The sequence below is a fragment of the Neobacillus sp. WH10 genome (genome assembly GCF_030123405.1).
GTDB lineage: Bacteria > Bacillota > Bacilli > Bacillales > Cytobacillaceae > Neobacillus.
Genome location: NZ_CP126110.1, coordinates 2,480,443 through 2,495,945, shown reverse-complemented (window position 1 = coordinate 2,495,945; position 15,503 = coordinate 2,480,443). Strand labels below are relative to the sequence as shown.

The window sequence follows — 15,503 nt, the reverse complement described above, 5'->3', positions numbered from 1 at the left end:
TCCTTTTTTTATGACCGTTTCAACCTTCCCAGTCATCGATATTTTTCGCCTACAAATCGCTTCCTATAGTCGTTATTATCATAATCGCTGCGGCTTTTCTTGCTGTCCCGGTTTTCTCCAACGAAACGTTTTTCGTCCTTGCGCTTTCGATCCTTTTTGCTTTTTCGATCCTTGTCTCGCTTTCGATCCCCGGTACGGTATTGCCCCCTCTCGCGATAATCCCAATATCTATCTATTTTTGCCATCACAGCATCCGGATTCTTGCCCCGAGCAAGCATTGTTTTGATCCATTCTTCTTTGAACACTTTGTGGACCAAGCCATGCAGCTGTGCAACATATTTTTCCTCATTCTTTGTTGTTAACAACTGGTTGCTTAAATTTTTCATTTTTTCTTTATCAGGTCTTTGTGGCAATAAAACTTGGTAGATTTGATGAGAAATCTCTTCCATACGGATATAGTGCAGCCATTCCTCATATAATTCAGGGGCCATTTCTTGCACATGTGATAAAAAAATTGCCTTATTCTCTTCCCCTAAAGAAGTCAATAATTTCCGAGGATACGGATAGACTCGGTCACGCCAAACAGTCCTTGCTACGTCAATTACCTTTAAATTACCATCCGGCTGTAGGTAAATTTGCCTTTTATGATGGTCAATCCGCTCATAGCCAATCTTCTTAAATGTTATCAACATTTCAATTAGTTTGGCAGAAAGTGCTTCAGTAAGTGGCTGTGATTGTAAAAATTCGCGGATGTCCACCCCTTTGACAATATCCATCGCAATATAGCGTGCCCCTCTTGCATGTATTTTTGGAAAAAGATCTGTATTTTGTCCAAGGGAAAGAGCATAGTGTTCACGTGCACAATCCTCTACGTTACCGAATACTTTCATACAAATATCGTCAGAAACTTGAAAGACCGCACCTTGGCGCCCTTTCCCTAACATAACTAATGGAGATTTGTTTTCTACTTCCACATCAGAATTTACAACGTTTTGAACTTTAATACCTTTTACCCATTTTTTCAATTGTTTAGTATCCACGTTTTCCCTCCTTGCACTGAATAAAAATGATAGCAGTTGATTAGCTGGTTATAATCTCCATTAACTCCTTTATTTCCTTCCTGTTTTTTCAGCTTATTTAATAAATAATTCTTTAAAACAGAAAAACTGCTGAACTTCATTGAATAATATAGTTAATTCAATGAAGGGGGGGAATGTTAGGGCAAGAGTCTAAAAATCTAAAAAAAATGGACAAAAGCCTTTAAAAAAGTATCATTGTTTATTTAAGAAATAGGCACAAAAAAGGAATGGCCAGCGATAAAAGGGATCGTCAGCCATTCCATTTTTTTAGAAAATCTAATTTATGAACTTATCCTCATTCAATTACCTACCATAACTGGAAAATTGTCCACTGGAGGCGGACAAATACCCTCAAAATCCCCTAAAATGTCTTTTTGTGGTGCCTGACACCTATCTCATTATTACCCCTGTGAGAAAGGTTAAAAAGACGTGGGTGCCGAGTTTTACTGTTGGTTGGGCGTTGGTGTCTTTGAGTGGGTCGAGGCAGACGATGTCCATTGCTTTGACTTTTGGATGCTTAGCTGCTGCTAGTACGCCCTCCAGCAGTTCTGCTGTTGTCATGCCCCCAGGTGTTGATGCCGGTACTCCTGGAGCATAGGCAATATCCAGTACATCCATATCAACGGTTAAATAAATCGTGTCCACCTTTACGGCAAGCTCCTCTAAACAGCGGAGGACCGTTTCTTCAATGCCTTTTTTCCTTGCATTCCGAAGCGTAATATAGTTAACTCCCTTTTCATCAGCGTATCTCTTTAGATCCTTCGTATTAAAAAAACCATGCAATCCGATGTTGTACATATCAGAACCCTTAACTACTCCGCTTTCAATCAGGTTCCGCATCGGTGTCCCGTTGGAAGGACCATTGTCCGTCAGATCACGCAAATCAAAATGGGTATCAAATTGAAGAATCCCTATTTTCTCTTCTGGTCGTGCCTGGTGCAGCCCTTTCACCATCATTGCTGTAATCGAATGATCCCCGCCAATTGCACACACCTTTGACGTTCTGAAATGGTCGTGGATAGCTGCAGATGCTTGAATAATATTGTCATGACAGCGGCGGATATCGGTGACGTGCATTGGAATGTCACCAGCATCGATTGCTGTCATTTCCGATAAATCGATATCTTCATCCAAATTATAGGTTGTGAATCCCTTCCAAGCGCGGCGGAAGGCATCTGGAAATTCAGAGGCACCCGACGCACTGATCGATGAACGAGAAAGCGGGACGCCGACAACTACAAAATCAGCGTCCTTGCTTTTTTCAGGATCAGAATCAGAGGTAAGTGGTTGAATCCATTCATGAACCTTCGCAACATCTGCATCATGATCGGGTCTAACCCATCTAAAACTTGGCGGATTCAATTTAGGATAGAGAAAGCTCTTCAACTATATGCCCTCCTCTTACAACCACCTGACCATTTTTTACCACTGTATCTGTATGATTCACTCCATAAGAGTATTGAAGCTTCATATAATTTTCGACGTTAAAAATCGTCACGTCGCCTTTTTTTCCAACTTCTAAACTGCCAATCTCATGCCCGCGATTAATCGCATGTGCAGCATTAATCGTTGTCGCCGTGATGACCTCTGCAGGTGTCATCCCCATTTTTAAACATCCTAGATTCATAATAAATGGCAAGGAAACAGTCGGTGACGAACCAGGATTACAATCTGTCGATAACGCAACCGGCACTCCCAGGTCAATCATTTTTCGGCCATTCGCGGATTCCGCCATTAAAAAGTAGGCTGTCCCTGGAAGTAACACACCTACCACACCCTTTTCCGCCATTGCCTTCATCCCTTTTTCCGATGCCTTAAGTAAATGATCCGCTGAAATTGCCCCTACCTCGGCTGCAAGCTCTGCCCCCTCATATGGTTCAATTTCATCCGCGTGAATCTTTGGAATTAGTCCGTGCCGCTTCCCAGCTTCAAGAATGATCCTAGATTGCTCTGGTGTAAAAACTCCATGCTCACAGAAAACATCGTTAAAATCAGCCAGTCCAAGCTCCGCCACCTTCGGAATCATTTCTTCCACAAGCAGGCGTACAAACTCATCAGGATTTTCCTTGTATTCCTTTGGTACTGCATGAGCACCCATAAAGGTAGGAACGACATCAATAACATGCTTTTCATTCAACAATTTTGCTACTTCTAGCTGCTTCAGTTCTGTTTCCCATTCCATGCCGTAGCCGCTTTTGGCTTCAACCGTCGTTACACCGTGTCTCAAGAATTGATTTAACCGTTCATAGCTTTCTTGAAAAAGTTCCTCATGTGTGGCTACCTGTGTCGCACTTGTTGTTGCATGAATACCGCCGCCCGCGTTCATGATTTCCATGTACGTCGCACCCTGCAAGCGCATATTAAATTCATTTTCTCTGCTGCCGGAAAATACCAAGTGTGTATGCGGGTCAACGAGACCAGGAGTGACGAGCTTGCCGCTTGCATCCACCACTTCTGCTTCGGCAAGACGGCCGGCATATTTTTCACAAAGCTCTTCGTCCCTACCGACTGCTTGAATCATTCCGTTCTCGATCCAAACACTGGCATTTTCAATAATCCCAAGCTCAGACATCGCTTCTTTTACACGGGGAGCATTTGAACTCCCCTGTAAAGTAACGAGCTGAGAAGCATTTCTGATAAAAATTGCTTTACTCAATTTCATCATCCTCTCAGTCTATTAGTCTTGCTGAAGCATTGGCATTTTAATGCCTTTTTCTTTTGCTGTTTTAATTGCAAGCTCATAACCGGCATCCGCATGACGGACAACACCCATTCCAGGGTCTGTGGTTAAAACACGCTGAAGTCGAACTTCCGCATCCTTCGTACCATCGGCAACAATTACCATCCCTGAATGCTGAGAATATCCCATACCAACGCCGCCGCCATGGTGTAACGATACCCAGCTTGCACCGCCGACAGCATTAATCATCGCATTCAAAATTGGCCAGTCAGATACAGCATCACTGCCATCCTTCATTGCTTCTGTTTCACGGTTAGGCGACGCAACAGAGCCTGCATCTAAATGGTCCCGGCCAATCACAATTGGTGCTGAAACCTCACCAGATGCAACCATATCGTTTATCACTTTACCAAAGCGGGCACGGTCACCATATCCAAGCCAGCAAATACGAGCTGGAAGCCCTTGGAAGCTGATTTTTTCCTGCGCCATTCTTACCCATTTGCATAGGTGCTCATCATCTTTAAACTCACGTAGAAGTGCTTCATCAATTTTACGAATATCTTCGGGGTCGCCGGAAAGTGCTGCCCAGCGGAACGGACCTTTTCCTTCACAGAATAGTGGGCGAATATAGGCCGGTACAAACCCTGTGAAATCAAAGGCATTTTCCACACCTTCATCCTTAGCTACCTGCCGAATGTTATTTCCGTAATCGAACGTAACAGCACCCTTTTCTTGCATTGTCAGCATAGCCTTTACATGGATTGCCATGCTTTGCTTAGAAAGTTCCATATACTTGGCTGGGTCTGCTTTCCTTAATGCAGCTGCTTCTTCTAATGTAAAACCGACAGGCACATAGCCGTTTAATGGGTCGTGTGCAGAGGTTTGATCTGTTAACACATCCGGATTGAAGCCTTTTTCAATCATTAGCGGTAAAATTTCGGCGGCATTTCCTAATAAACCAATCGATAATGCCTTACCTTCGACTTTTGCTTCATGTGCCATTTTCAATGCTTCATCAAGATCATTTGTCTTCACATCAAGATAAGCGGTTTCAATACGGCGGTCGATTCTTGTCTCATCTACATCAATCGCTAAACAAACACCATCGTTCATTGTTACTGCCAGCGGCTGCGCACCACCCATACCGCCAAGTCCTGCAGTAAGTGTAATCGTATGTTTTAATGTTCCGCCATATGCTTGACGAGCTAATTCAGCAAACGTTTCATAGGTTCCTTGAACAATCCCTTGGCTGCCAATATAAATCCAGCTGCCGGCCGTCATTTGTCCGTACATCATTAAGCCTTTTTGATCAAGCTCATGGAAATGCTCCCAATTCGCCCAAGCAGGCACAAGGTTGGAGTTTGCAAGTAATACTCTTGGTGCATCCTTGTGGGATTTCCAAACAGCTACCGGTTTACCAGATTGAATTAACAATGTTTCATCATTTTCTAATTCAAGCAGTGTTTTCACAATTGCGTCATAAGACTCCCAGTTACGAGCAGCCTTCCCAATGCCGCCATAAACAACTAAATCCTCTGGTCTTTCGGCAACCTCTTGATCAAGATTGTTCATCAACATGCGTAGTGCGGCCTCTTGAATCCAGCCCTTTGCATGTAAGTCTGTTCCTTTATAATTCGTAATTACTCGCTTTTTTGCTGTATTCGTTTCCATTCATTTCACTCCCTATTTATCATTCTATATATATTATAAAAAGATAATTTTCTGAAAAATAGAGATTAAAAATTAGAAAAAAGATAATATCTATGGAGAAACCTACATTTTTTTTAGGAATTTCACCAAAATATAGATAATATTTTTATAAAAGTATAATTTTTATAGAAAAAAGAACAGTCTGACTAAACTGTTCTTTTTCACTTATTACCAATCTGATTTTTGCATTCGGAAATCTCTTGGCGACACTCCGATTATTTCCTTAAACATTCTGCTAAAATAATTGGCATTCTGATAGCCAACTAGCATCGAAATCTCCTTAATCGGCTTTCTTGTTTCATTTAATAATCGCTTTGCTTCTTTCATTCGTATACTTGCCAACATCTCTGTAAAACTGGAGCCTGTTTTCGTGATCAGAAGATGACTGAAATAGGACGGATTACGGTCTACATATTGTGCAACGTCTTCCAAACGAAGATTGCTATTAGAAAAATTTGCCCTCATATAAGAATTTCCTAGTTCAATTGGATCTTGTTTCAAATTTTGCATGCTTGTTTCGGCACCAACAAATATTTTTTGACTAAATAAAATGAGGTTTTGAACTGTCCGATAGAGAACTGTATCATATAGTATTGAATTGAAAATATATCGGTAATCTTGTTCAAGACTTGGATTATCGTTAAGATTGTAGGTCTTCATAAATCTTCTTATTTGCGCCAAAATACTCGTTAACCTTATCCTTACTAAACCAGGATCCGGATATGGATTATGTAATTGAAGAAATTCATCATAGAGCCACGTTTTTATTTTTTCTAAATCAAGATTTGTCAGCATGTCGACCCATTCTCTTTGTTCCGGAGGTGTTAAAAACGGATCTATATGCCCCCAATCTGGTGAAAATTCTAACTCGACTACTTGTCGATATCCTTTATAGTAGGTAAACTCTAGCATTTTCTTCGTTTCTAGGTATTTCTGGTTAATAGTCATACCCGAGGAGTTTCCTTTATGTACAACGATCGCCAGTGGATCAGAATATTCTTCTTCCCACTTTCTCATCGCTTTTTGGCATTGTTCTGTTATATTGTGGCAATTTTCCTTAAAAAGAAGTACCACCATATCACTATGTGCGAAAACGCCGCGGCTGTCTGTAAATGGATATTCCATGATATAGGAATATAAAGTAGGCACCATATCGACACTCTCTGTCTGAAAGGCCGCTATTTTAACATTTTCAGATGTTGTTTCCTGCGAGAGGAATAATCCTTCATAAGAAATGTCTTTGTGAGAATGAGGATAGTGAATGCTATTTGTATAAAAATTAGAGTTCAGTTTTCGTGATGCCTTTTTGAAAGCTGATTTTACCTTTGTTGTCGAAAAAGGTTTTATCATTAAATCCATTGCCTGCATATCGATAGCCAGTCGTGCTTTTTCAAAGGTTGCTTCTGCACTGGTTAAGAGTAAGATCGGATCATAGATTTGCATAAGCTCACGGAAGGCGGACCACTCCTCCTTGCTGATCATATCTAGCTCCATAAGCACGATATCAGGATTTTCTTTTTCAAACAAAACTATAAATTCCTGATAGTTTGATGCTATAGAAATGTCCGACACGGGAATAGAAGAAGTTTTTAATAACCATTTTAACCCCTCCCGCTCATTCAAATCCCGATCGGCAATCAGCCACTTACCTTCCATAACGCAGTCACCCCTTCCCCACAATTATACATAAAAACCGGCAGCAGCACGATACGAATGATTTCCAGGTCTTATGTAAATTAAAGTGTAAGGCAAGCAGGAAATTGAAAATCAAATTTGCGTATTACACGTGTAAGGTATCAATGAATTTTTATTATGGAATACAGCCAACGTCTATACGGCGAGGGTGACTATAAACCGGATTAAATAAAAAAGGACAACTCCCCCGCTCATACCAGGGATTTGTCCTTTTTCCTAAATTGATATCATGACTTAAATTGTGGTCTGGAGAACATGATCCCTAAGCCTAGACCAAAGATTATGGCAAGAAGATGCGTGCTACCTGTTGATAGCGAAAGAAAATTGAGAGTCATGCTATAGCTTTCATTTGCTAAGCTTAATAGAACTTGCTCAAAAACAGTTTTGTAAAGAAGAAAATAAGGAATCAGAATCAATGGAACCGCTAGCCAGTTTCGCCCGATAAAATATTTGGTTAACAAAAAATAAATGACGGCAAATAAAATAGCAAATCCGTTAACAAAGGAATTGATATACTGGAGTGCTCGACCCGGCTGATCTAAAAAAGCCAAAACACTTAAGTAAATGATCCAAAAAAGTGCCATTATAATAGAAAAAACCTGCGTTTTCACAAAAAACTTCATAAACTAATCACCTTCTATTTCAAAAAAATCATACCGTTACCATACCAGTATTTAACCCTATATTCAATTAGTACACTCACTGTCATGATAAAAACGAAGATTTATCTGAATAATAATTTATATATTCCAAAAAAATAAATTGGATTATTTCCATGTTATAATTCGTGTAAATCTCAATAATACATTTGTACTGTGGAGGCGGACACATGGGGAATGAGGCGAATTTAAAGAAAAATATCGGCTTTGCCGTTGCGACTTCTTTAGTTGTTGGAACCGTAATCGGATCTGGAATTTTCATGAAGCCTGGGATCGTGATTGCTTCCACTGGAAATTCAACATTGGCACTTTGGGCTTGGATTATTGGCGGTATTATCACACTCGCCAGCGGTTTGACGATTGCCGAAGTTAGTGTCAAAATTCCAAAAACCGGCGGTCTATATGTTTATATTGAAGAGGTTTACGGAAAGTTTTGGGGGTTTTTATGCGGCTGGGTACAAACGCTTATTTACGGACCAGCCATTATGGGCGCACTAGGTCTCTATTTCGGATCCCTCGTAGCGGGATTATTTGGTTTTTCTCAAGAAAGTAATACTATTATTGGAATCATAACGATTATTTTTCTAGTATTTATGAATTTATTAGGAACACAGTATGGTGGGTTGATCCAAAATATCTCCACGATAGGAAAATTGATTCCCATCATTCTCATTGCAACATTTGGAATTTTTCAAGGTGAGCATCAAGTGCTAAATATGGACAGCGGTATTACCCAGTCCTTGAACATGGGGGCAGCAATTATAGCAACCCTTTTTGCCTATGATGGCTGGATGAATGTTGGTTTTATGGCAGGAGAAATGAAAAACCCTAGTAAAACACTTCCAAGAGCCATCATCTCGGGAATTGTTATAGTCATTATTTCGTACTTAACTGTCAATATCGCGATGCTCCATGTGCTGCCGGCAAACAAAATTGTTGAATTAGGCCCAAATGCAGCCGGTACAGCAGCAACGATTCTTTTTGGAAAAATGGGTGGAAACTTGCTGACTATTGGAATTCTCGTTTCGATTTTCGGCTGTTTAAATGGAAAGGTGTTGACATTCCCTAGGATTCCGTATGCAATGGCGAAGGATGGCTTCTTACCTGGTGCAAAGGCCATATCTTATATCCATCCAAAAACGAAAACACCTGTAGGGGCTACACTTTCTCAACTTGTCATAGCGATCCTGATGATGATTTTGACAAATCCCGACCGACTATCTGATATTGCTATATTTACTGTATTTACGTTTTATGTTTTGTCCTTTATCGCCGTGTTCATACTACGAAAAAAAGGAATGCAAAACGACCAAACACTTTATAAAGTACCTTTATATCCGTTTACACCAATCGTTGCTATACTTGGCGCCCTTTATATCATTGGCAGCACTCTTATCCATACTCCGGTAGACGCTGTCTTATCGATCGTAGTAACCTTGATTGGCATCCCAGTCTACCTAAAACTAAACGCAAACAAACAAAAACACCCCCAACCCAAAACAAGCTAATCTGGTGCCTGACACCATTAATAAGTCTTGGGTATTGCAAATGGTGCCTGACACCATTTACAATGATGTCACTGTGATAAAACAAAAAAGGACAAGTTGGATTTTCAGATCCATTTTGTCCTTTTTCTTTTTACTAATTGTTATTCTTTGGTTTAGCCTACGTTTAGGCCAAAGTCTGTTGCGATGCGAGCGAGTCCGCCTTGGTAGCCGGAGCCAACGGCTGAGAATTTCCATTCACCGTTGTGGCGGTATAACTCCCCAACGATAATAGCTGTTTCTATGGAGAAGTCTTCCCCTAAATCATACCGAATGATTTCTTGATTTGTCTCTTCGTTTATGATACGGCAGAAGGCATTCGACACTTGTCCAAAATTTTGACCGCGTGCTTCTGCATCATGAATCGTAATGACAAAAGAGATTCTCTCCACTTGAGCAGGCACAGCTGATAAATTTACTTTTATTTGCTCATCGTCGCCGTCCCCTTCTCCTGTGCGGTTATCACCTGTATGTACAACGGAACCATTTCCGCCTTCAAGCTGATTATAGAAAACAAAATCCCGTTCAGACGCACACTTACCATTCGCATCTAAAAGAAATATACTTGCATCCAAATCGAAATCGTTTCCACCATCGTAACGATTTGTATCCCAGCCAAGACCAACGATCACCTTGGATAAACCCGGATTTGTTTTCGTTAAATCTACTTTTTGACCTTTAGATAATGAAATTGCCATACTAACACCCTTTCGTATCTTATTTATATTGTATCTTCCTATGAAAAATAGAAAGCTACTTTCATACTACACCCTTACCTAAGATTTTTCACGTAAGATGATATTTAAAACCTCAAAAATTCCAATACCTTCCTTAAGTGTACAGAATAATACCTTGTTTTACCACTATTAGCTATAAAGGAAAGCTGAAGCGCTCGTTAAGCGAAGTTGTCTCGCCGCAAGGCTCTCCTCGAAAAAGCTAACGTTTTTCCTTCGTGCAAGGTTATTTCTTTAGAAGTATTTCTTATGGGGCTGGACAATTCTCAAAGTCGATATTTATACTTTCCAGTGCTTTTAATAAAAACAACTTTGTTCCTTTATAAATCAGGTTTTGAACTGCAAAAAATGGGCAAATTAAGAAAGTTAAACTCAAAATGACAGGTTGTGCTATAATGAACTGTCAGGCAAACTAGTTCGCCGTTTATATTAAGCAGGGAGCGATTCTTTTATGATAAAAATTGATATACCAAATCCAGATGTTGTAATTACGAAAAAGAGACAAGTAGGAGAAAAAGTCGAAGCAGTACTAAGCAGTGTATATGGTTTTACCGATTACAATAAAATTCCCCGTGATAAAGGTGGAATTATCTTATTTTTTAACGCTAACGACGAATTGCTTTTTGTCGGCAAAGCTAGAAAATTAAGACCCCGAGTGAAGCGCCATTTTGAAGATACTGTATCACCAATCAAAGCGCATCGAGATGAAGTGTATAAAATTGCAGTTTTTGCAGTTGATGAGCCCATGGAGAGAGATATATATGAAACCTATATTATTAATACTCTTCATGCAAAATACAATAACGATAAAGTCTTCTATAAATAAGCATTTTTAAAGCAAAGAGCGGGTAACGACATGTGAAGAAGACCTGCTCTTTGCTTTATTAGCTGATATCCCCATACTTCAAAATCATTTCTTTTTCAATATGACTTGCTCGTATTCCAAATTGCGGCTTCAACTGCCCTACTTTTTCACCTAATAAAATCTTGATTGCCAGGTATGGAAGGTTAATACCAGAAAGGCAGCTGACATGCATCCCCCCACTCATTCGTGGATTAATTTCGAGCAGCTTCGGCACACCTTTGTTATATTTCACCTGGATATTGAACACATACGGCAACTTATATTCCTGATGGAACCTATGAGCCAGCTGGATCAGCTCAAGACTTTCAACAAGCTCCCTCACTCGTCCATCCCCTTTCATCCGGGGAATCGCTGCGTACAATTCATCTTGTGAAGAAACGCAGTCAATACTATATTCCCTGCCCTCCAAAAACTCTAACACCATTAAATCGGGAAAGGTTTCCTGCTGGCCTAGGATCTCGCAGGCATAGGAGTATGGAATTCGATAGCCGATCCCCTGTTGGAAAAGCTGGTTAATGGACTCAATTTTGTCCTTGATCACACGAAAACCATTCGCCCCTTCACCTATGACAGGTTTAAAGCAAACTTCGTGACCTTTTTCCTTGAGCCGTACGTAGGCCTGTTGAAATTCAATTATATTATTGACCACATAATAGTCAGGTATGGAAAAGATTGCCTCACCATTTGAAAGCATTTGATAGGCGGCCGCTTTATTATCTAGTGTTTCCATTAAGCCAGAATTTGGGCAAACAAGAACTTTCACACCCAATGCTTTGAAATCAGCCAGCCGTTTTGATATAAGAACATTTTCTTTCCGAGGAATGAAAATATTTATCTTGTACCTTTGACAAAAATCAAGACAAAACTCAATATATTGATCCCCGGAAATGTCCGGCTCGACAAAAGCGTAATCACAATTTTGCAAATAAAGTGCATCTTTATTTGGATGTGTTCCATAAATGACAAATTTTCGATGATCTTCATTGGCTCGAATCATATCGATATAATGCGAAACCGTCGTAAACCATCGATTAAACCAAATCTTCATTTGTATCCTCTTTCATGTTGTAGTTAAGGCCTTTTCCATTATGCTCTAACTGCAAGTATTTTATAATCACTGAATTTGATGTTCAATAGATGATAACATATTACTTGATTTGCCTATCTGTAAAAAAAACGTTCCTGCTAAAGCAGAAACGGTTATGAATGAGTGAATCACTTGATACTCCCGTATATTATTCCTTTTCTCTGTATACATTTTTTATCTAAACTAGGCTCTTCAGGTTATTTAATCTTGATGTAAACTCCATGATTGCGTTAAGATCTAATTTTGATTGGTCCGTAGTGATTCCGTCGACTTTTTTTACTACCTGTCTTTCAAAAAAGTTCATTTTAGAAACTAGAAATTCTCCGCCAAATAATCCCATGGCAACGGAGTTCTTTCGCAAATCCTGTGGAAAGGCACTGTTAAATTGCTCGATGGCCATTTCACCGTCTCGCATACAAACTAGAAAAAGCCCTAAATCCTTCTCCAAAAGTTCTTCATGGTGATTTTGGATAAACTTTTTAATTCTCCTTTGAATCTGTCCAGCGTGAATCGAACCTCCGATAATAACTGTATCAAAATCCTTAACGTCAAAAATAGTTTTCTCCCTTTTTAAATCTACCGATAAAACTTCCCCTACGAGGTTCTCGCTTAATAATCCAACCGCTTTTTCTGTAGTACCATGGGATGAGCAATAAACAATTAAACTTTTCATGTTCTATTCCCCTTCCTTCCTATAATAAAGAAAACTCGCCAATTGGCGAACCCTTGAGGGCTAAAACAAAGGCGCAGTTGCCCTTATGCCTGATAGAAAACTTATACTTTCCTATCGGTCCAAAAAACCAGCCGTAATTTCATATGTAAAGACCGGGATTAAACTATACTCAACTCTATTATAAATCCATTTCCGCCTTCAAGGTTATACTAATATTGGCAATATTAGTACAACTGTACGTGGTCCCTGACACCATTTACACCATCCACGACGTATTTATGGTGCCTGACACCATTTCCAACCTCTATGACTTGTTAATAGTGTCAGGCACCATATTGCAATGCACCATTTTTCAATTGAAGGTTTTCTTTACAAATTGGCCGATCTCCTTAATTGCCTTTCTTGCTTCGGGTAATACGTCACCACTTATTTGCCATACATGCCACATTCCGTTCCAAACCTTAATCGTGACAGCGACACCTGCATTCCTTGCCTGTTCAGCCAGTATCTCTGCATCACTTTGCAAAATTTCATGATTCCCGGCCTGGATAAACAAAGGCGGCAACCCTGTAAGGTCTGCGAAGATAGGGGATATAAGCGGGTGGTCGAGAGGTTCATGACCTGCATATATCCTTGCTGCTTCTCTAACTGCTTTCGGATGTAAATAGGGATCAACCCCGTTATTCTTCCGATAACTTTCCCCACTGCTTGTTAAATCCACCCATGGTGAAAGACAAACAATTCCAGCTGGTAAAGGTTCGTTCTGGTCACGTAACACCAATGCAGTCGCTAAAGATAACCCGCCTCCAGCAGAATCACCTGCAAAAATAATGTTTGAGGGAGCGTAACCCTGACGCAATAGCCAGCGATAAACATTGACAGCATCTTCAATTGCAGCAGGAAATGGATGCTCTGGGGCAAGGCGATACTCAGGAAATAGCACTTTCACCCCTGATGCTTTGCCAATTCTCGCTGCCAGCGGTCGATGAGTATTGGCTGAACATAGTGCATAACCCCCGCCGTGTAAATAAAGAATTACCCTATCTTCTAATGTGCTGCCGCTGCCTGAAGAAATCCACTCCGCATACAATCCTTCAATTTCAAGGGGCATTACCTTACAGTTTTTTGGAAGCTTTTCTAGTTTCCTCGCAGCCGTATCGAGCATCTGCCGCTTTTCTTCTATTCCTTTTTCCCTTAACCCCTTTTTCACTGTTCTTTTTACCGATACCTTAATTGCTTTTTCAATAAAATAACTTCGAAAACTTGGCACAATTCCTAACCCCCTTTTACCAAATAATTGTTAATTTCATTATACTAGAAAAACCTTCGAAGCAAATCCAGATATCGGCATTTTCAGTCAATGTTCCAATAATTTTGTAAATATTCTGTAATAATTCTTCCATTTCTTGTTTCATATAGTACAATTATCTTAACTAGCACATTTTACCCGGAGGATATAATGAATAGACTTACAGACCATTTAATTATTATTTCATTTGATTGTCTTTCTGCTTTAGACTTTCCGATTATTAAAGACTTTCCCCACTTTCAGACCATATTGAAAAACGGTACGTATGTGGAAAATGTTGAAACGATCTATCCATCAGTAACCTATCCTTGCCATGCAACCATCGTGACTGGAAATTATCCGAACCGGCATGGGGTGGTCAATAATACCCTCCTGCAGCCTGGGATGGTTTCCCCTGATTGGAATTGGTACCGCGATTGTATCCAAGGAACCACATTGTATGATGAGGCAAAGAAAGCAAATTTGACTACTGCTGCCCTATTATGGCCTGTTACCGGCAAAGCAAAGATCGACTACAATATGCCGGAAATTTTCGCTAATCGCCCTTGGCAAAATCAAATTCTTGTTTCGCTTATGAGCGGCACCCCCCGCTTTCAATGGGATCTTAACAACCGCTATGGGCATATCCGCAAAGGTTTAAGCCAGCCGGAATTAGATGACTTCGTTTTAGAATCGACTGTCGATACGATTAAAACAAAAAAGCCAAATTTGTTAATGGTACACTTTACAGATTTAGATACACAGCGGCATTATCATGGGTTTTCTTCCAATGAAGCGATGGCGGCAATTCAGCGTCATAACCAGCGTCTCGGAAGAATTCTAGAGGCTCTAAAAGAAAGCGGCATCTATGAAAACTCCACAGTGGTGGCATTAGGAGACCATAGTGCACTAGATGAAAATAAAGCGGTAAATCTTAATGTTCTTTTCCATAAAAAAAATCTAATCACAGCAAACACAAAAGGGAAGATAATTAATTGGAAGGCCTATTGTAAAAGTTGTGATGGCTCTGCATATATTTACATTAAAGACAAACATGATACAGTCATTTTTCAAGAGGTTAAAAATATATTAGATTCATTGCTTGATGATCCTGACTCAGGGATTGAACAAGTGCTTACAGGTGATCAAGCAGCAGAAAAAGGGGCAGATGGTACATGCGCCTTTATGATTGAAGCGAGTCGCGGGTATTATTTTTTAGAAGACTTTGAGGGTGAGTATATTAAACCAATCACCCTCGAGGATACCACCGCAGATAAAAAGTTTACATTAGCCTGTCATGGCTATTCACCGGAAAAAGAACAATATGGAACCATTTTTATGGCGGCCGGAAAAGGAATTAAGCACATTACCCTGCCTTCTATCCGTCTCATAGATGAAGGCCCAACATTCGCTAGGCTTCTAGGTGTTAACTTAGGAAGTACAGATGGAAGGGTTGTTAAAGAAATGTTGACTTTATAAACCTTATGAA

At 40.1% G+C, this 15,503-nt stretch carries 13 protein-coding genes; 3 read left to right on the top strand and 10 right to left on the bottom strand.

The features are described 5' to 3' along the window. Nucleotides 1-32: 32 nt before the first annotated feature. The 6 genes from QNH20_RS11810 to QNH20_RS11785 form a co-directional block, all read right to left on the bottom strand. The gene (locus QNH20_RS11810) at nucleotides 33-1,040 is read right to left on the bottom strand and encodes a hypothetical protein (RefSeq protein WP_283923075.1); all 1,008 of its coding nucleotides are present in this window, start codon (nucleotides 1,038-1,040) and stop codon (nucleotides 33-35) included. Between the two features lie 429 nt (nucleotides 1,041-1,469). Next, nucleotides 1,470-2,465, bottom strand: coding sequence for an agmatinase family protein (locus QNH20_RS11805; protein ID WP_283923074.1), 996 nt, complete (start codon nucleotides 2,463-2,465; stop codon nucleotides 1,470-1,472). Continuing rightward, nucleotides 2,443-3,741, bottom strand: coding sequence for an imidazolonepropionase (hutI, locus tag QNH20_RS11800; RefSeq protein ID WP_283923397.1), 1,299 nt, complete (start codon nucleotides 3,739-3,741; stop codon nucleotides 2,443-2,445). The genes QNH20_RS11805 and hutI overlap by 23 nt, the downstream gene beginning before the upstream one ends. Nucleotides 3,742-3,756: 15 nt before the next feature. Further along, the gene (gene hutU, locus QNH20_RS11795) at nucleotides 3,757-5,430 is read right to left on the bottom strand and encodes a urocanate hydratase (protein ID WP_283923073.1); all 1,674 of its coding nucleotides are present in this window, start codon (nucleotides 5,428-5,430) and stop codon (nucleotides 3,757-3,759) included. A 207-nt stretch (nucleotides 5,431-5,637) separates the two neighbouring features. After that, nucleotides 5,638-7,125 carry a helix-turn-helix domain-containing protein gene (locus tag QNH20_RS11790; RefSeq protein ID WP_283923072.1) on the bottom strand — a complete coding sequence of 496 codons (1,488 nt, stop codon included), beginning with the start codon at nucleotides 7,123-7,125 and terminating at the stop codon, nucleotides 5,638-5,640. 266 nt (nucleotides 7,126-7,391) lie between these two features. Beyond that, nucleotides 7,392-7,787 (bottom strand): hypothetical protein, encoded by a 396-nt coding sequence (locus tag QNH20_RS11785; protein ID WP_283923071.1) that lies wholly within the window; start codon nucleotides 7,785-7,787, stop codon nucleotides 7,392-7,394. Between the two features lie 206 nt (nucleotides 7,788-7,993). On the opposite strand from QNH20_RS11785, the gene QNH20_RS11780 reads away from it, so the two are divergent. Further along, nucleotides 7,994-9,331, top strand: coding sequence for an APC family permease (locus QNH20_RS11780; RefSeq protein WP_283923070.1), 1,338 nt, complete (start codon nucleotides 7,994-7,996; stop codon nucleotides 9,329-9,331). Nucleotides 9,332-9,483: 152 nt separating this feature from the next. On the opposite strand, the gene QNH20_RS11775 is transcribed toward QNH20_RS11780, so the two are convergent. Then, on the bottom strand, nucleotides 9,484-10,065 hold the full coding sequence (locus QNH20_RS11775; protein ID WP_283923069.1) for a TerD family protein: 582 nt from the start codon (nucleotides 10,063-10,065) through the stop codon (nucleotides 9,484-9,486). A 487-nt stretch (nucleotides 10,066-10,552) separates the two neighbouring features. On the opposite strand from QNH20_RS11775, the gene QNH20_RS11770 reads away from it, so the two are divergent. Further along, the gene (locus QNH20_RS11770; RefSeq protein WP_283923068.1) at nucleotides 10,553-10,927 is read left to right on the top strand and encodes a nucleotide excision repair endonuclease; all 375 of its coding nucleotides are present in this window, start codon (nucleotides 10,553-10,555) and stop codon (nucleotides 10,925-10,927) included. Nucleotides 10,928-10,985: 58 nt separating this feature from the next. Here the strand turns inward: QNH20_RS11770 and QNH20_RS11765 are convergent, their stop codons facing one another. The 3 genes from QNH20_RS11765 to QNH20_RS11755 all read right to left on the bottom strand — a co-directional run bounded on the left by QNH20_RS11765 (nucleotide 10,986) and on the right by QNH20_RS11755 (nucleotide 13,996). Next, nucleotides 10,986-12,014, bottom strand: a complete 1,029-nt coding sequence (locus QNH20_RS11765) for an ATP-grasp domain-containing protein (protein WP_283923067.1) — start codon at nucleotides 12,012-12,014, stop codon at nucleotides 10,986-10,988. 217 nt (nucleotides 12,015-12,231) lie between these two features. After that, nucleotides 12,232-12,726, bottom strand: a complete 495-nt coding sequence (locus tag QNH20_RS11760) for a flavodoxin domain-containing protein (RefSeq protein WP_283923066.1) — start codon at nucleotides 12,724-12,726, stop codon at nucleotides 12,232-12,234. Nucleotides 12,727-13,078: 352 nt separating this feature from the next. Continuing rightward, entirely contained in the window at nucleotides 13,079-13,996 is a 918-nt protein-coding gene (locus tag QNH20_RS11755; protein ID WP_283923065.1) for an alpha/beta hydrolase, read from the bottom strand. A gap of 186 nt (nucleotides 13,997-14,182) precedes the next feature. Here QNH20_RS11755 and QNH20_RS11750 point away from each other — a divergent pair, with 186 nt between their 5' ends. Continuing rightward, nucleotides 14,183-15,493, top strand: coding sequence for an alkaline phosphatase family protein (locus tag QNH20_RS11750; protein ID WP_283923396.1), 1,311 nt, complete (start codon nucleotides 14,183-14,185; stop codon nucleotides 15,491-15,493). Nucleotides 15,494-15,503: the final 10 nt, after the last annotated feature.